This window comes from Dermatophilus sp. B7861-1 (assembly GCF_058996045.1).
Genome location: NZ_CM180082.1, coordinates 1,650,638 through 1,667,258, shown reverse-complemented (window position 1 = coordinate 1,667,258; position 16,621 = coordinate 1,650,638). Strand labels below are relative to the sequence as shown.

The window sequence follows — 16,621 nt, the reverse complement described above, 5'->3', positions numbered from 1 at the left end:
TCAAGGGTTCGTTTTAGGAATTGTTAGATGCCCGATTCGGTGATTGAAAAACTTTATTTGCACTTATGACCAAGACGTTTGTTTTGGACGAGTGTGCAGGTCCAATTATCAAATTCGAGCTTGACGGCTGCATTCGACACGCGTGTAATTTCGTTGTCGTTGCTTCTCTGACGCATCCGAAGTTTGGGTGCCAGGGAACATGTTCTGGCAGTAGGTATTTCCGAAGTTGATCTTGCAGGCTGTGAATGCTTCCGGGAATGCCCGTTTATGTGGATATTAAGGCGCGAGCTCGTATAGGACCTCGGGCTAGGAGGCGTTTTAAATGAATGAGCTGCAGCTGGTTGTCGAAGAGCTAATGGTTGAGGAGACCGAGCTTTCGTGGCAGGACCGCGCATTGTGTGCCCAAACCGATCCTGAGGCATTTTTTCCCGAGAAGGGCGGATCGACACGCGAGGCTAAGCGCGTCTGCACCGGGTGTGAAGTCCGAGCCGAATGTTTGGAATATGCGCTCGAAAATGATGAGCGTTTTGGAATTTGGGGTGGTTTGTCGGAGCGGGAGCGCAGGAAACTGCGCAAGCGTGCAGTGGTGTGATGTGTTTTAACTTTCCCCTTGGTGGTGAAAGTTAGTCCCAGTCACGGGGACGGTTGGGATCCAAGGTGAGTGGATCCATGCCCAGTGCGTTGGCGACTTGGTCTACGACGAGATCGAATACCACGTAGCGCAGGTCGTCGGGGGACTCCAGGCCGGTTTCGATGGGGCGGCGGTATAGGACGATCTTGCCGGGCAGTGACTGTTCTGGCGGGAATAGTCGAGATAAGGGAACTCGTTGCTCTTCCCATGGGTTAGGGTCGGACGGAGGAACGAGTTCTACTGCGATCTCGAGGTTTTCGATATGTCCGCCGAGTCGGCGTTCGATGCGTTCGAGAGCGTCGAGGACAGCTTCGTCGAAGCGGTCGGAACGAGATTTCATTGCTGGCACTGCGGGCCAGGCGAGCGGCCCGCGGATACCGCGTCCGCGGCGGTCGCGACGACGCGGTGTGTGAGGGCCGGTTGCGTTCATAGGACATGACGATACGGCGTGGTGAGCGTGGTCGGTTGTTTGAGGGGGTTTAAAGTCGAAATCGTGCCTTCCATGCGACGTTGTACCCGGACCGCGTGTGGGCGGCGGGCGGTGGCCACGCTGACCTACAACTACGCCGACTCCACGGCGGTGCTTGGCGCGTTGTCTACCTACGCCGAGCCACACAGTTACGACCTGTGCCCCAAACATGCTGAGCGGCTGACTGCTCCGCAGGGCTGGGAGGTCGTGCGGCTTATTGACGATTTTGAAAGCCTTCCTGACCCAACGGATGACCTGACAGCTGTTGCGGATGCTGTTCGAGATGCGGATGTGTGGGAGCAGGCGACGCGACACGCAGCACAGGAGGAGCGCGCGTTGTCACGTTATGGCCGTTCGCGCCGTGACGTTGCGGTAGGGGGCGAACCGTTGACGTCGAGGACTCCTCGTCTTCGTGTGCTTCGAGACAGCGACGTTCCGGACTCCGGCCGTTAGGCTGTGAACGTGAGCTCCCGTAATCTTTCCGATTTCATCAAGGCATATGACGTCCGCGGTTTGGTGCCCTCTCAGTTGGATGCCGGGGTTGCGCGGGCAATCGGTTCTGCTTTCGCGCAGGTGGTAGCGCATCCGGACGGGGCTTCTTCTGTAGTTGTTGGGCACGATATGCGCCCGTCGTCGCCTGAGTTGAGTCAGGCTTTTGCTGAGGGCGTGGCAGCTCAGGGCCTGGATGTGGTGATTATTGGCCTGTGCTCCACCGACGGTTTGTATTTTGCGAGCGGGTCGATGGGGTTGCCGGGGGCGATGTTCACAGCTAGCCATAATCCGGCGGAGTACAACGGGATTAAGTTGTGCCGTTCTGGTGCCCGTCCGGTGGGGCAGGACACGGGGTTGGCGCGGATTACTGAGGTTGCGCAGCGAATTGCGGACGGGGTGAGCCCGTTGGCTCCGGAGGGGATTGCTCCGGGGGCGATTGGTACACGGGAGACGGTGGAGGACTACGCCCGGTGCGTTCGTGATCTTGTTCCTTTGGGTGATATTCGTCATCTGAAGGTGGTGGTGGATGCGGGTAACGGCATGGGGGGCTTCACTGTTCCGGCAGTGTTGGAGGGGCTGCCTTTGGATGTTGTTCCGTTGTATTTCGAGTTGGACGGGACGTTCCCGAACCATGAGGCCAATCCGCTAGATCCGAAAAACTTGGTGGATCTGCAAAAAGCTGTGGTGGAGCATCGAGCCGATGTGGGGTTGGCGTTTGATGGGGATGCGGATCGGTGTTTTGTGGTGGATGAGAAGGGCGATCCGGTTTCGGCGTCGGTGATCACTGCTTTGGTGGCGGATCGGGAGATTGCTAAAGAGGTCGCGCGGGGTGCTGATCCTTCGGATATCACTGTCGTGTACAACGTGATTTCGTCGCATGTTGTTCGTGAGGTGGTCAGCGAGGCTGGTGCGAAGGGGTTGCGCACTCGGGTGGGGCATTCGTTTATTAAGGCGCAGATGGCTGAGCACGATGCGGTGTTTGGTGGGGAGCATTCAGCGCACTATTACTACCGGGATTTCTGGTTCGCGGACACGGGCATGCTGTCGGCGTTGCATGTGTTGGCTGCGTTGGGGTCGCAGAGTGAGCCGTTGTCGGCGATGGTTGAGCCGTACGTTCGGTATGTGCCCTCTGGTGAGATCAATTCCACGGTGTCTTCGGTTGAGGATGCTGTGCAGCGGGTGTGTGAGTGGGCGCAGGAGCGTCCGGTGACGATTGACCGCTTGGATGGCATTACGGTGGAGAGCACGAGCACGGAAGCGCCTATGTGGTGGTTTAATCTGCGCCCGAGTAATACGGAGCCGTTGTTGCGGCTGAATGTTGAAGCTGCGGATGTGGCAACGATGGAGAAAATCCGGGATGAGGTTCTCGGGATCGTGCGTGCGTGAGGCTGTGCCGTACCGGCAGGCTGCACACAGATCTGGCAGGATCAGGGAACGCGTTGTCCGTGCGCCCAGAGCCCGGGCTACAGCTACCGTTCCTCGTTGGGGAACGAGATTCAAGGAGATAGAGAATGAGCACCACCGGTATCGAGCCTTGGCTGCGCGAGATTTTGCGTTGCCCTGTGACGCAGAGTGAGTTGGTTGACGGCACTGGGCCTGATGGGCAGCCTGAGCTGCAGGCGAAGGATGCCGACGCGCAGGGGCGTCGTCGTGCTTACCGTGTTGAGGGTGGCGTTCCTGTCCTCATTCCGGAAGAGGCTCGTTTCATGGACTGACCTCTTTCTGGTTGGTTTTTCGGGGCGTCGCGTGTCCGCTGCGGGGATGCGCGACGCTGTCGTGTATTCGGCGTTGTGTGAGTGTTGTGGTGTTGGTGCGAACTGAGTTCGGGAGGTGGCATGCCGTATATCGACGAGGGTTGTCTCGATGATGCGGGGTGGTTGGCACAGCAGGATCGGGCTGGGACTTTGCGTGCTTTGGCTAGCGCGGGGGCGCAGGTGCGCGAGGCGCGTTTTCTTGCTGATGAGGCGGGTGTGGAGCGGCTGCGGTCGTGGGATCGTCCACGGTCGGTGTTGGTTGCGTCGGTGGGTGTGTCTGCTGCGGTGGCTGCGGTGTTGGAGATGTTGGCTGAGCCGGCTTCTCCGGTTCCTGTGACGGCGCGCCGGAATGTGCCGTTGCCGGGGTGGGTTGGGGCTTTGGATTTGGTGGTGGCGGTGTCGTTGTCTGGGCGGTCGCCGGGGGCGTTGGCGTTGGCTGCGGAAGCTGCGCGTCGGGGTGCGTCGTTGTTGACGGTGGGTGCTGTTGATTCACCGTTGGAGGCGGTGACTAGGCAGGCCCGTGGCGTGCATGTGGGGATTGGTCTTGGTCGGGTTTCGTCGCGTACGTCGTTATGGTCGTTGTTGACTCCTGTGTTGATGGGGGCTCATCGGCTTGGGTTGGTGTCGGTTCCAGATAGTGATTTGGATGCTGCGATTGCGCGTTTGGATGAGGTGGCTGAGGCTGCTCGTCCGAGTTCGGAGTCGTTTGTTAATCCGGCGAAGTCGTTGGCGTTGGGGTTGTCCGAGTGTGTGCCAACTGTGTTGGGGGATAGCCCGTTGAACGGGGTTGCTGCGCAGCGGGCAGCGTCAATGTTTTCGCGAACTGCGCGGATTTCAACCACTTTTGGGGAGATCCCAGATATGGCTTCGCAGGTGGTGGCTACGTTTGATGGGCCTTTCACTGCTGGTGGGGGCCAGGGGGTGGGTGTGAGTGCGGCGGATGACATTTTTGCTGATCCGTATTTGGATGGCCCGGCCCAGCCGCGGTTGGGGTTGTTGATGTTGCGGGAGCCGAATCGGCCGGCTTCTACTCCTGATGAGGCGCAACGGTTGGCGTTGGTGGATGGGATTGTGGAGACTGCGCAGCAGGCTGGCGTGTCTGTGCATGAGGTTTTTGCTGAGCCTGGGCCAGCGGTGGCGCGTCTTGCTGGGCAGATGGCGTTGACGGATTTTGCAGCTACGTATCTTGCGTTGGGTATGGGGGCGGATCCGTCGTTGTCGCGTCATGTGTCGGTGTTGAGGGATTTCACGGGTCGCTGATTGGGTGCTGTTCTGTGGTGTTCTCGCGCCTAGTCTGGTGCAATGGCAGATTTCGACCTTGCGATCATTGGTGCTGGTTCGGGTAACAGCCTTGTCACGGACGACTTCGCGGATGCGAAGGTGGCTGTGGTGGAGCGTCACCTGTTTGGTGGGACGTGTCTGAATGTGGGTTGTATCCCTACGAAGATGTTTGTTTATGCGGCGGAGGTCGCGGGAACAGCTCGGTCAGCTGCGCGCTATGGGGTGGATGCGCGTGTGGATGGTGTGCGGTGGCGGGATATCCGGGATCGGGTTTTTGGTCGGATTGATCCAATTGAGGAGAGTGGCCGGAGGTATCGGGTAGAGGGTGAGAACACGACTGCGTTTTTGGGTAGCGCGCGGTTTGTGGGTGACCGTCGTCTGCGGGTGGAGCTGAATGAGGGTGGTTCTAGTGAGTTCACTGCTGATCAGGTGGTGATTGCTGCGGGGGCTCGTCCTCGAGTTCCGTCAGTGGTCGCTGATTCGGGGGTGCCTTTCCAGACTTCGGATTCGGTGATGCGTATTGATGAGTTGCCTTCTCGGATTGTGATTATGGGTGGTGGGGTTATTGCTGCCGAGTTTGCGCATGTCTTCTCTGCTTTGGGTGTGCAGGTGGATGTGGTGATTCGTGGTCCGCGGATGTTGCGTGCGTTTGATGAGGAGTTGTCGCAGCGTTTCACTGAGTCGGTTAAGGCGCGGTGGAAGGTGCATGCAGGGGTGGATGTGGTTGCTGCGCGTTCGACGTCTGCTGGTGGGGTGGTGTTGACGTTGGATGGTGGTGGTGAAGTTGCTGGCGACATGTTGTTGGTTGCTACGGGCAGGGTTCCGAATTCGGAAGATTTGGATGCTGCTGCTGGTGGTGTGGAGTTGCGTTCAGATGGTCGGGTGCGGGTGGATGAGTTTGGGCGTACTAGTGCTGAAGGTGTGTGGGCGTTGGGGGATATTTCTTCGCCTTTCCAGTTGAAGCATGTGGCTAATGCGGAGGCGAGGGCGGTGGCGCATAACCTCACGCATCCGCAGGATTTGCGGTCGATGCCGCATGAGGTGGTTCCGGCGGCGGTTTTTTCTGACCCGCAGGTGGCGTCGGTGGGGGCTTCTGAGGATGAGTTGCGTTCGGCTGGGGTTCGGTATGTGTCGAAGGTGCAGTCGTTTGGTGATACGGCGTATGGGTGGGCTTTGGAGGATTCTGAGTCGTTTTTCAAGGTGCTTGCGGATCCGGCCTCTGGTCGGATTTTGGGTGCGCACAGTATGGGGCCGCATTCGTCTACGTTGATTCAGCCGGTTGTGATGGCAATGTCGTTGGGGTTGGATGCGCGGCGTGTGGCGCGTGATCAGTATTGGATTCATCCGGCGTTGGCTGAGGTTGTGGAGAATGCGCTATTGGGTTTGGAGTTTGATAAGTAGCAGATAGAAACTTCAATTAATCACCCGAATTGATCGCTTGTTCAATTCGGGTGATTAATTTTTTGAGTATTTTGGGAGTAGTGTCGCGTTTTAAACGGTTAAAAATAGTGAGATAGTTGAATTGCCTGGGAGTGAAAGCCGGTGGGGGAGTTGTAAATGTGGCCGGCCTCGGGGATCCGGGCGTGACGGGTCTCCTCATGCCCCTTCGCTAATGCGCGGGGCTGTTTAGCAAGTGGTGGCCGTTGTCACTGGTTTGCGTTCAATGCTCGAGTGGCATTGTGTGCATCTTCGATAAGAAAGGCCACTCATGGTTTCGCGGGCTCTGTCTTCTCGCTTTCCGTTTTCTCTCCTTGCGGGGGCTGCGGGTGCGAGTGTTTTTGCTGCTTCTGTTGTATTTCAGGGTGCTGCGTATGCGGCTGTAATTGATGATGCGGTTAAGCGGGTTGAAGTTGTGGAATCTTCTGCTTCCCCTGGCAGTGACGTCACGGTTGTTGTGGACTGGGCGGTTCCGGATGGGGCGCGGCGTGGTGATACGTTCACGCTTACGTTGCCGACCATGCTGGTAGCGGATGTTCTTGATGGTGTTCATCGGGATGTGAAGGCCCCTGATGGTGCAGTGGTGGCGCATTATGAAGTTCATGGCCAAACTGTCAATTTCACAATGACAGAGTTTGCTGATGAGTATGTGGGCGTGCACGGAACGGTGCGTTTCGGTGTGCGTTTATCACGTTCTATTCAGCCTGGAAGTAGTAGTGAACTTGTTTTTTTGTAAATGGTGTTGCTTTTTCTCATCAGGATGAGATTGTTGCCGTCGCTCCGCCTGCTAAAAATGACTATTCAGAGTCGGCGACTAAGTGGCAGACCTGGAAGAGTGTTGGGGAAGATAAACGAGGCAGAATTCAATGGGGGATCACTGGCCCTAGAGTGCCGCGTGGGATGGTGACGGCTTCGTATCGGATTGTTGATGAGGCTGGTCCAGGGCAAGCTATTGATTGTTCGTCGTTGACATTGTGGTCTGGGTCAGCGAATGAGGCGGGGGGTCTCAAGGAAGCCAGGTGGGTGCCGGTAAATCTGTATTCGAAGTCCTGTGATGAGAAGTCGGCTAGCGTAGTTGTGACTCCGGATGCGAGTTTGTTTGGTCGTGTCTTGATGCTGATGGGTGGTTCGCGAGTAACGGATCGGGCTTTGAATGCCTATCGGAACAGTGGCTACGTCAGCGTGTGGGACACCGCCCCGCTCCGTGTGAGCGACACCCTGCTGGTGGAAGCCACGGGGGAAGGGACGGGCACGCCAGCTGCGGTTCCTTCGGTAACTATCACCAACCCGGCGATCCCGCCTGCTGTGACGGTCACGGTTCCACCTACCCCACCCACGGTGACGGTGACACCTATTGCCCCCAACCCGCAAGAGCGTCCTTCGACGCCTTCAACAGCCCCGATAACGGGTGCTCCTGTGAAGCCTATCCAGAATCCACAGGCTTCAGTGACTCCTTCATCGCCCAGCTCGTCCACCTCAAAACCAGCGGCGGTTTCAGTTGTTAATCGTGGGGTTTCGTATGCGGATGCTTCGCCTTCACGCATTGAGACGGGGCAGCCTGGCGATGGCCCGAATGTGCCGATGCTAGCTGCAGGTGGAGTGTTGATCGCTAGCTCAGTTGGTGTGTTGGCAGCGGCGTTGCGTTCGATGGTGCGTCGCCGGCGTATCTGATTAAGAAGATGCGCGCGAAGCTCCCTGATGTAGGGATGGGGCGGATACGTAATTTTCTTGTGGCTAGCGGTGCGGTAGGCGGCGCGGTAACGGGGGTTTTGTTGCTTTGGGGAGGCCTGAAAGGTTCTCCTCCGGATGCGGCGCCGCTGCCTGCCCGTACGTTTTCTCTCAAGGTTGAAGATGCTCGTCGTCTTACTGCTGTGCGCCACGATGCACGAGCAGCTGGGGTACGTCGGCTCTCAAGGATTTCTCCGTCGCGGGTTGTCATTCCCTCGCTGGGTGTGGATGCGCCGATAGTGGATGCGCCTGTGCGCGCAAGAGAGCTCGTCGTCCCTGGTGATGTGAAAGTGGTTGGGCGCTGGGGTGCCGGTGCGTCACTGGGAGCGGATCAGGGAGACACTCTTCTTGCTGGGCATGTTGATGTCAGGGGTGATTTGGGTGCGTTGCATCAGCTTTCGCGTATCGAGCCGGGAGCTGAGGTGTATACGAGTGATGCTGTTGGACGAGTACAGTTTTGGACCGCGGCTTCTTTGATTGTTCGTGCGAAAGACCATTTGCCTTCGTGGCAGGCTAGCGGTCCGCGTCGTCTGATTCTTGTCACCTGCGGAGGGCCGGTCCAACGCCGTGAGGGGCGCTGGAGTTATCGCGACAATATTCTTGTGACGGCTGTCCCCGCTGCCCTAAAGCACTGATGTGTTGGTTCTAGGGAAAACCCCAGCGACCTTATTGTGCGGACGCGGGTAGGATGTTTTGTGGAGGTCGGCGTGTGTTCGGCCTGTGAAGCCGCGTGGAACGCGGTTCGTCTTGCAGGGGAGCCCCCCGAGCTTATTGATCGTGTCTGCTTTTGCGGGCGCGTATCCGTCGACCGTGACCGGCCATAAAGGCCGCACCCATCGGCGTCTGTGCACCAATTGCGTTTATCAACGAAAGAGGAATTCATGACGTTCGACTACAAGATTCGGGACATCAACCTGGCGGCTGCTGGCCGTCACCAGTTGCGTCTGGCGGAGGCCGAGATGCCCGGTCTGATGTCGCTGCGTGAAGAGTATGCCGAGCAGCAGCCTTTGAAGGGCGCCCGTATCGCTGGTTCGTTGCACATGACTGTTCAGACAGCTGTGCTCATTGAAACTTTGACAGCTCTGGGTGCCCAGGTGCGTTGGGCTTCGTGCAACATTTTCTCGACCCAGGACGAGGCTGCTGCTGCTGTTGTCGTCGGCCCGAACGGAACCCCTGAGAACCCTCAGGGTGTGCCCGTCTTCGCCTGGAAGGGTGAAACCCTCGAGGAGTACTGGGACTGCGCTGAAGCAATCTTCACCTGGCCTGAGGGCTCCGGGGCGAACATGATCCTTGACGATGGTGGTGACGCCACCATGCTCGTACACAAGGGACGCGAGTGGGAGCTGGCTGGCGGTGTTCCCCCCACCACTGAGGAAGACTCTGAAGAGTTCACCGTGTTTAAAGCTTTGGTGCGTCGCACCATGGAGCAGAACCCGAACAAGTGGACCGAGATCGCTAAGCAGATCAAGGGCGTCACTGAAGAAACCACGACGGGTGTGCATCGCCTGTACGAATTGGCCCGCAACGGCGAGCTGCTCTTCCCGGCCATGAACGTCAATGACGCGGTCACCAAGAGCAAGTTCGACAACAAGTACGGATGCCGCCACTCCCTCATTGACGGCATCAACCGCGCCACTGACGTCCTCATCGGCGGTAAGACCGCTTTGGTGTGTGGCTACGGAGACGTCGGTAAGGGCTGCGCTGAGTCGCTGCGTGGACAGGGCGCCCGCGTCATCGTCACCGAGATTGACCCGATCTGTGCACTGCAGGCCGCGATGGACGGCTACCAGGTTGCACGGTTGAAGGACGTCGTTGACCAGATCGACATCTTCGTCACCACAACGGGCAACAAAGACATCATCATGGCCGAAGACATGGTCAAGATGAAGGACAAGGCCATCGTGGGCAACATCGGCCACTTCGACAACGAGATCGACATGGCTGGCCTGGCCAAGGTGCCTGGTGTCAAGCGCACCGAGATCAAGCCGCAGGTGCACGAATGGACCTTCCCCGCTGATGGCGAGCGTGGTGAGCGTTCGATCATCATCCTGTCTGAGGGCCGCCTGCTGAACCTGGGTAACGCTACGGGGCACCCCAGCTTTGTGATGAGCAACTCTTTCGCTGACCAGACCATCGCGCAGATTGAGCTGTTCACCAAGCCGCAGGAGTACAGCAACGACGTCTACGTGCTGCCCAAGCACCTTGACGAGAAAGTTGCACGCGCACACCTGGCTGCGCTGGGTGTTGAACTGACGGAGCTGACCAAGTCTCAGGCTGACTACATCGGTGTTGATATCGCTGGTCCTTACAAGCCGGACAACTACCGCTACTGATTGTCGGTAGATTCTGCTTACGGGTGATCCGTGCGTCCGCGATCAAGGACGCACGGATCACCCGTAGCGGGGTGGAAGTGTGCGCGCCTGGCGCAGTGATTTTCGGGCTGCGGGTAGCATGGCGGCGTTGTGAGAGCCGGTGGGGTGTGTGTCCTATGTGGTGCAGGACCCGCGGTTTTGGCAAGTGGCATGTGCGCTTGTGTCGTTTCTGAGGAGGTCTTGTGAAAGCTCACGTCCTGGTCGTGGATGACGATCTTGCGCTAGCTGAAATGCTTGGGTTGGTGCTGCAGAACGAGGGTTTTCATGTGACCCATTGCCCTGATGGTGTTTCAGGGTTGAAAGCGGCGCGTGAGCTGAAGCCGGATCTGGTGTTGTTGGACGTCATGATGCCGGGGATGGATGGCATCGAGGTGGCTAAACAGCTTCGGGCCGAGTCTGGAGTGCCAATCGTGATGTTGTCTGCGCGCTCGGACACGATTGATGTCGTGGTGGGTCTGGAATCTGGTGCAGATGATTATGTCGTTAAGCCGTTTAAGCCGCAGGAGTTGACTGCTCGTGTGCGGGCGCGGCTGCGTCGCGGTACGGATACCAATCCTGAGACGTTGCGGATTGGTGATGTGGTTATCGATGTTGCTGGTCACTCGGTAACAAAGAATGGTCAGGTCGTTCAGTTGACGCCGCTGGAGTTTGATTTGTTGGTGGCGCTGGCGCGTAAGCCGTGGCAGGCGTTTAGCCGGGATGTGTTGTTGGAGCAGGTGTGGGGTTATCGGCATGCCGGAGATGCGCGGTTGGTGAATGTTCACGTGCAGCGACTGCGGGGCAAGATTGAAGATGATCCGGAGCACCCGAAGATTGTGGTGACGGTGCGTGGCGTGGGGTACAAGGCGGGGACGAACTGAGCAGATGCCAGGTGACGTCGTGAGGTCTGCACCGATGGATGGGGTGGCCTCCGTCGAGGTGGGGGAGGTTGTTTCTCCCGGCGGTGAAGAGGCGTTGGGTGTTTCGACTCCTGTTTCTCAGGTGCAGGAACATCGTGGCTGGAAGCAGCGCGTGAAGTCGGGGTGGAGGAACGCTCGGGCAGAGCTTGCTAAGCGGTGGCGGACAAGTCTTCAGTTCCGCACCGTTGTGATCACGGTTGTTTTGGGGGCCGTGATCACTGTGTTGTTGCAGTCGTTTTCGTATAGCCGAACGGCGGCGGCTCTGGTAGAGGGCAAAGTGGAGGCTTCGAAAGAGGACGCTGCTTATCGGGCTTCGGGTGTGCAGAGAAATTTGGATGCCACGGATCGTTCGGACGCTGAGTCGATCCGGCAGTTGACGTATGACTTGATGCAGCAGCAAACGTCGCAGGCTCCTGATCAGGCTCGTGAGGTGATTTTGACGCACGGGCCCAAGAAGTCGCCGGGCAGTATCCCGACGATGTGGACGGCTTTTGGTCCGGAGGTGTTGCCGCAGGCGTTGCGTGAGGCGGTAGTGGAGGATCCAGGGCACCAACAGGTGCAGATTGTGCCGGTGCGGGGGCATGACGGGTCTGAAGCTCAGGCGGTGGTTGTGGGGCAGCAGATCCAGATTCCAGATTCGGATGCGCATGAGTTGTATTTCGTGTATCCGATGGAACGTGAAGCCTCGACGATGGATTTAATGCTGCGTACGTATTTGCTGGGTGGTGTGCTGCTGACAGGGCTGATTGCTTTGGTGTCGTTGGCTGTGACGCGGTTGGTGGTGGATCCTGTGCGTGAAGCTGCCCAGGTGGCAGAGCGGCTGGCCAACGGTCGGTTAGATGAGCGGATGCAGTTGCGCGGTGAGGATGATCTGGCGCGGCTTTCAGGGGCGTTTAACCGGATGGCTGATAATTTGCAGAGCCAGATTCGTCGGTTGGAGGAGCTGTCGCAGGTTCAGCAGCGGTTTGTTTCAGATGTGAGCCATGAGTTGCGGACGCCGTTGACGACTATTCAGATGGCTAGCGAGATGCTTTTTGCGGATCGGGATGCGTATTCGCCTACGAGTCGGCGCTCTGCTGAGCTGTTGCACGGTGAGGTGGAGCGGTTTGATGAGATGTTGTCGGGGTTGTTGGAGATTAGCCGTCATGATGCTGGGTCGGTGGTGTTGGAGACGGACAAGCATGATGTGGTGGCTGTAGTTCAGCGGGTGATTTCGGCAGCGACCACGTTGGCTGAGACCAAGGGCAGTGAGGTCACGGTGGTTGAGTTGACGCCGGGGCCGTTCGTGGCTGAGATCGACCCGCGTCGTATTGAGCGGATTCTGCGCAATCTTTTGGTGAATGCGTTGGAGCATGGGCAGGGTGAGCCGGTGCAGATTGAGGTAGGCGCGAACGAGGAGGCTGTAGCTGTTGCGGTTCGTGACCATGGAATTGGTTTGGAGCCGGGGCAGTCTTCGTTGGTGTTTAACCGTTTTTGGCGTGCGGATCCGGCTCGGACGCGTACGACCGGTGGCACGGGTCTTGGGCTGGCGATTGCTCTGGAGGATGCGCGTTTGCATCGGGGTTTGTTGCAGGCGTGGGGTGTTCCTGGGGAGGGCAGTAGGTTCAGGTTGATTGTGCCTAAGGATGAGACGGTCTCGATTAGTGAGCCGCCTATTCCGTTGGCTGATGGCGAGGGTGTGGTGAGTCATCACGATACGGGGACGTTGCCTGTTGTTGATGGGGTGGTGCCGGGGGCCACGGTTGTTCCGGTGGATTCAGATTCTCAGGGGCAGGTGTGAGGTCGCGGCGCTGGTTGGGTGTTGCGGGGGTGGTGGTCTCGTTGTCGTTGGTGGCGGCGTGTGGTTTGCCGAGTTCAGGGAAGGTGGAACAGGGGTTGGCAGTGCAGGATCGGCCGCCGCCGCCGATCAAGTTGCAGTTTGAGGCTCCGCGGGCAGGGGCGTCTCAGGAGGAGATTGTTCGGGGTTTTTTGGCGGCGCAGTGGTCGGCTGATGATGATTATCGGGCGGCTCGGGCGTATCTGACTAAGGGTGTCTCTGAAAAGTGGTCACCTGATTCGGTGGTGGTGCATCCGACGGGTATGCGGCCGCAGACCGTGAAGTCGAAAGACGGTAGCTCGGTGACGGTGACGGTTGTTGAGATAGGGGTGTTGGATTCGGACGGTCGTTTTCATGCTTCAACGGCTGGGACGACGCGGCAGGTGGAGATTTCGCTGGCCAAGGTTGATGGTGAGTGGCGGATTTCTTCATTGCCCAAGGGGTTCGGCTTGTGGCTCTCGGAGTTTTATTTCGATTCGACGTATCGTCCGTTTCAGGTGTCGTATGGCTCGACGGTGGGTAGCACGTTGGTGCCGGATTGGCGTCGTTTTGCGGTGGGGCCTGGGTTGACGACGTCGTTGGCGCGGGCGTTGTTGGGGCCTGTTCCTTCGCATTTGGCTGGTGCGGTGCGTAGTGGTTTTCCTTCGGGGACTACGTTGGCTGTGGATGCGGTTCCGGTGGGTAATGGTGTGGCCACGATGGATTTGACTGGTCGGGCCTTGGCGATGAATTCCTCTGAACGTCATACGGCGTGGGCGCAGACGTTGCGGACGATGCGGCAGGCAGGCACTGTTGATCGGGTGGCGATGACAGCGGAAGGGCGGCCGCTGGAAGTGATGGGTTTGGGTTCGTTGCCTGAGCGGGTGGGGGATGTGGGCTTTTCGGGGGCGCCTGCGCGTTCTCCGGTGGTGGTTCGTCGTGTGGGTGATGTGTTGACTCCGTTGTCCTCGGCGTCTTTTCCTGCAGAGGTGGGTAAGGCGGCGTTGCCTGCGTTGCCGAAGGTTCCGGAGGAGTGGTCGCGTGCGGCGATTTCTTTGGATCTGCGTGATGTGATGGCTACTAATGAGTCGGGTACTGCGTTAGTGCGCTGGGTGGATGGGCAGCGTGCGTCGGTGCAGAGTCCGGGGTCGGGGATGAGCGCGCCGGCTTATGACGTGATGGGGCATGTGTGGTTGGGGGGCCAGGATGCCAAGAGTGAGGGGGCGGTGTGGGTCTTCCATCGGGTGGGGGATGCGGGTGCGGTTTCTGAGCCGCGTCCGGTGCGGGTTTCAGCGCCGTGGTTGCGTGATCGGCGGGTGATTGATGTGCGGCCTTCTCCGGAGGGGCATCGGGTGGTGGTGTTGAGTAAGGATGCTGCTGGGGTGATGCATGTGGATGTTTCTGGGGTGGTGTCGTCTTCGGGTGTGCCTTCAGCTTTGCCTGAGCCGTTGGCGGTTGCGCAGGATGTGGTGGATGCAACGTCGGTGATGTGGGTGAATGACAGTACGTTGGCGTTTGTGGGGTCGCGTAATGCGGGGCAGCCGTTGGTGCCTTTGGTGGCGCCGTTGGCGGGGGTGACACAGGAGTATTCGGGTGTGGCTGGTATTTCGAGGTTGATTTCGATGGGTGGTGAGCGTGGTTTGGTGGGGGTGGATCAGGCCAATCAGGTGTTGCGTAAGGTTGGCAGTCGGTGGCAGCGGATTGGTACGGCTTCGGATTTGTTGGTTCCTGCTCGCTAGGGAGTTGTCCGCAACCGTGGTGGTGGTGGTTCGGTGGTGGGGATAACCCGCTTTGGGGTGGGTGGGGTGGTTGAGGCTGTGGGGATGGATTGGTGTGTGCGTTGGTGGCGTGGATGTGTGGCGGCGGTGCTGGCGCTGTGTGAGTTGGTGTGGCCGGTGGTGTGTGCTGGGTGTGGTCGGCATGGGCAGTCGTGGTGTGCGCAGTGTGCAGATGTGGGGGCGTTGCCGGATGCGGAGCCGTTTTCGGTGGTGGGGTTGGGTGAGGGGTTGGTGGTGTGGTCTGCTGCGGAGTTTGTTGGGCCGGTTGCTGCTGCTGTGGTGGCGTTTAAGGACGGTGGGCGTCGGGATGTGGGGAGTGTGTTGGGGGTGGGGTTGGCACGTGCGGTTGAGGCGGCTGTGGGAGTGGAGGTGTTGCGGGGTGGGCCGGTGGATGGTCCGGTTGTGGTGGTACCGGTTCCTTCGCGTCCTTCGGCGCGGCGTCGGCGTGGTGATGTGCCGTTGTTTGAGTTGGTTGATGTTGCGTTGGGTTCGGGTGTGTTGTCTTTTCAGGTGGGTACGGTTGAGGCATTGCGGTGGGCGCGGCGGGTGCGAGATCAGCGTGGTTTGGGGCGGTTGGGCAGGGTAGTGAATGTGTGGGGGTCGATGGGTGTGGTGGAGCGTTGGGGTGGTGAGGTGGGTTCTTGGGGGTTGGTGGTGTTGGTGGATGACGTGTGTACGACGGGGGCGACGTTGGGTGAGGCGCAGCGGGTGTTGAGGAGGTGTGGTGCGCTTCGGGTGGTGGGTGCGGTGGTTGCGGCGACTCCGGGGGGTTCTGGGGTGTGATGTGGGTCACTGGGTGGGGGTGTTGGCTGAGTGGTGGATGCAAGTTGGCTGACAAATATGCCGGGTTCCTTCCTCCTGGTCAGAGTTTCCTCTACCGTTCTTTTATCGGGTGTTCACCCCATTGGGTGGTCGCCGGGATCCGATGTTTTGCGCGTTGTCGCGCATTGAAAGAGGTGATGCCTCACTCGCGTTAGCGAGTTGATTTCCGGGCCCGGTGTGGATTGCCTGTTTCCCAGGGCCCATCTCAGCCCCGTAGTCCGGTTCGGGCCGTTCGGGACAGCGCTTCCAGGAGGAACTGATGGAACTCACCGTCACTGCACGTCACGTCCAGGTGTCTGATCGTTTTCGCTCCGTGCTGGAGGAGAAGATAGAGAAGATTGAGCACTTGGCGCCTAGGGCGCAGCGTGTTGAGGTCATTGTGGGGCATGAGACGTCGCGGAATGCTCCGAAGGGCAGTGTGCGTGTGGAGATTACGTGCATTGCCAAGGGGCCGGTTCTTCGTGCTGAGGCTTTTGCTGACGATCCGTATTCGGCATTGGATCTTGTTCTTGCGAAATTGTCTGAGCGGTTGCGTCGGGCGAATTCGAAGAAGAAGGTGCGTCGGCACCGTGGGCCGGATTTGGCGACGGCGACGGCTGATCTTGATGTGGTGGAGGCTATGCCGCAGGGTGGTTCTTCAGGTGGCGGCGGTGAGGTCAATCCGTTGGAAGCCAAGCTTGGTGTGACGGGTGATTCGCCGGTGCAGGTGCGTGAGAAGGTGCATGCTTCCTCGCCGATGACTTTGGATCAGGCTCTTTATGAGATGGAGCTGGTGGGGCACGATTTTTACCTCTTCCATGACAAGGATTCGGATAGTCCGTGCGTGGTGTATCGGCGTCGTGGTTGGGATTACGGCGTGATCCGTTTGGAAGTTTCTGAGGCGGAGGATGTCGCGCAGTAGTTGCTTGTTTTGACCCCGCGGCATCGATGTTTTTGGTGTTGCCGTGGTGGTTGTGAGTGTGTGGGGCTGTCGTGGTGTGTTGCGGCAGCCCTGCACTGTGTCTGAAGCGTCATATCCTGTGTGAGCCCGGGTTTGGTTATCCGTGTGGGCGCGCCGCGATGAGGTCGGGGAACGCGTCGACGGTTGTAAGCGTTTAGCCTGGGTCTGGGGAGTGACCGGTGGCATGTCCTCATGTGATCTCGTTGTGGGGTCGGCGTGAGGG

At 58.8% G+C, this 16,621-nt stretch carries 16 protein-coding genes; 15 read left to right on the top strand and 1 reads right to left on the bottom strand.

Translation table 11 applies throughout. The annotated features are described in order from the left end of the window. Positions 1-322 precede the first annotated feature (322 nt). Positions 323-592, top strand: a complete 270-nt coding sequence (locus tag AC2T9U_RS07390) for a WhiB family transcriptional regulator (RefSeq protein WP_028327938.1) — start codon at positions 323-325, stop codon at positions 590-592. Between the two features lie 31 nt (positions 593-623). On the opposite strand, the gene AC2T9U_RS07385 is transcribed toward AC2T9U_RS07390, so the two are convergent. Continuing rightward, entirely contained in the window at positions 624-1,061 is a 438-nt protein-coding gene (locus AC2T9U_RS07385; protein ID WP_493695675.1) for a metallopeptidase family protein, read from the bottom strand. A gap of 63 nt (positions 1,062-1,124) precedes the next feature. On the opposite strand from AC2T9U_RS07385, the gene AC2T9U_RS07380 reads away from it, so the two are divergent. From AC2T9U_RS07380 to hpf, 14 genes are all read left to right on the top strand, one after another. Continuing rightward, the gene (locus AC2T9U_RS07380) at positions 1,125-1,553 is read left to right on the top strand and encodes a DUF3499 domain-containing protein (protein WP_095068594.1); all 429 of its coding nucleotides are present in this window, start codon (positions 1,125-1,127) and stop codon (positions 1,551-1,553) included. Between the two features lie 9 nt (positions 1,554-1,562). Next, a complete protein-coding gene (locus tag AC2T9U_RS07375) occupies positions 1,563-2,978 on the top strand; it encodes a phosphomannomutase/phosphoglucomutase (RefSeq protein ID WP_493695674.1) in 1,416 nt (471 codons plus the stop codon). A 125-nt stretch (positions 2,979-3,103) separates the two neighbouring features. Further along, positions 3,104-3,307, top strand: a complete 204-nt coding sequence (locus AC2T9U_RS07370; RefSeq protein ID WP_028327935.1) for a Trm112 family protein — start codon at positions 3,104-3,106, stop codon at positions 3,305-3,307. A gap of 120 nt (positions 3,308-3,427) precedes the next feature. Then, positions 3,428-4,606 (top strand): SIS domain-containing protein, encoded by a 1,179-nt coding sequence (locus AC2T9U_RS07365; protein WP_493695673.1) that lies wholly within the window; start codon positions 3,428-3,430, stop codon positions 4,604-4,606. A 42-nt stretch (positions 4,607-4,648) separates the two neighbouring features. Beyond that, positions 4,649-6,028, top strand: coding sequence for a mycothione reductase (locus tag AC2T9U_RS07360; RefSeq protein ID WP_493695672.1), 1,380 nt, complete (start codon positions 4,649-4,651; stop codon positions 6,026-6,028). Between the two features lie 307 nt (positions 6,029-6,335). After that, the gene (locus tag AC2T9U_RS07355) at positions 6,336-6,800 is read left to right on the top strand and encodes an Ig-like domain-containing protein (RefSeq protein WP_493695671.1); all 465 of its coding nucleotides are present in this window, start codon (positions 6,336-6,338) and stop codon (positions 6,798-6,800) included. A 164-nt stretch (positions 6,801-6,964) separates the two neighbouring features. Next, positions 6,965-7,735: a hypothetical protein gene (locus AC2T9U_RS07350; RefSeq protein ID WP_493695670.1), complete on the top strand. Its 771-nt coding sequence runs from the start codon at positions 6,965-6,967 to the stop codon at positions 7,733-7,735. 8 nt (positions 7,736-7,743) lie between these two features. Further along, positions 7,744-8,427 (top strand): class F sortase, encoded by a 684-nt coding sequence (locus AC2T9U_RS07345; protein ID WP_493695669.1) that lies wholly within the window; start codon positions 7,744-7,746, stop codon positions 8,425-8,427. 246 nt (positions 8,428-8,673) lie between these two features. Further along, positions 8,674-10,125 carry an adenosylhomocysteinase gene (gene ahcY / locus AC2T9U_RS07340; RefSeq protein WP_115029835.1) on the top strand — a complete coding sequence of 484 codons (1,452 nt, stop codon included), beginning with the start codon at positions 8,674-8,676 and terminating at the stop codon, positions 10,123-10,125. A 221-nt stretch (positions 10,126-10,346) separates the two neighbouring features. Next, on the top strand, positions 10,347-11,024 hold the full coding sequence (mtrA, locus tag AC2T9U_RS07335; RefSeq protein WP_028327925.1) for an MtrAB system response regulator MtrA: 678 nt from the start codon (positions 10,347-10,349) through the stop codon (positions 11,022-11,024). 19 nt (positions 11,025-11,043) lie between these two features. Beyond that, positions 11,044-12,843 (top strand): MtrAB system histidine kinase MtrB, encoded by a 1,800-nt coding sequence (gene mtrB / locus AC2T9U_RS07330; protein ID WP_493695668.1) that lies wholly within the window; start codon positions 11,044-11,046, stop codon positions 12,841-12,843. Next, positions 12,840-14,597 carry an LpqB family beta-propeller domain-containing protein gene (locus AC2T9U_RS07325; protein WP_493695667.1) on the top strand — a complete coding sequence of 586 codons (1,758 nt, stop codon included), beginning with the start codon at positions 12,840-12,842 and terminating at the stop codon, positions 14,595-14,597. Before mtrB ends, AC2T9U_RS07325 begins: the two co-directional genes overlap by 4 nt. A gap of 36 nt (positions 14,598-14,633) precedes the next feature. Further along, the gene (locus AC2T9U_RS07320) at positions 14,634-15,419 is read left to right on the top strand and encodes a ComF family protein (protein ID WP_493695666.1); all 786 of its coding nucleotides are present in this window, start codon (positions 14,634-14,636) and stop codon (positions 15,417-15,419) included. 298 nt (positions 15,420-15,717) lie between these two features. Further along, entirely contained in the window at positions 15,718-16,359 is a 642-nt protein-coding gene (gene hpf, locus AC2T9U_RS07315) for a ribosome hibernation-promoting factor, HPF/YfiA family (RefSeq protein ID WP_493695665.1), read from the top strand. Positions 16,360-16,621: the final 262 nt, after the last annotated feature.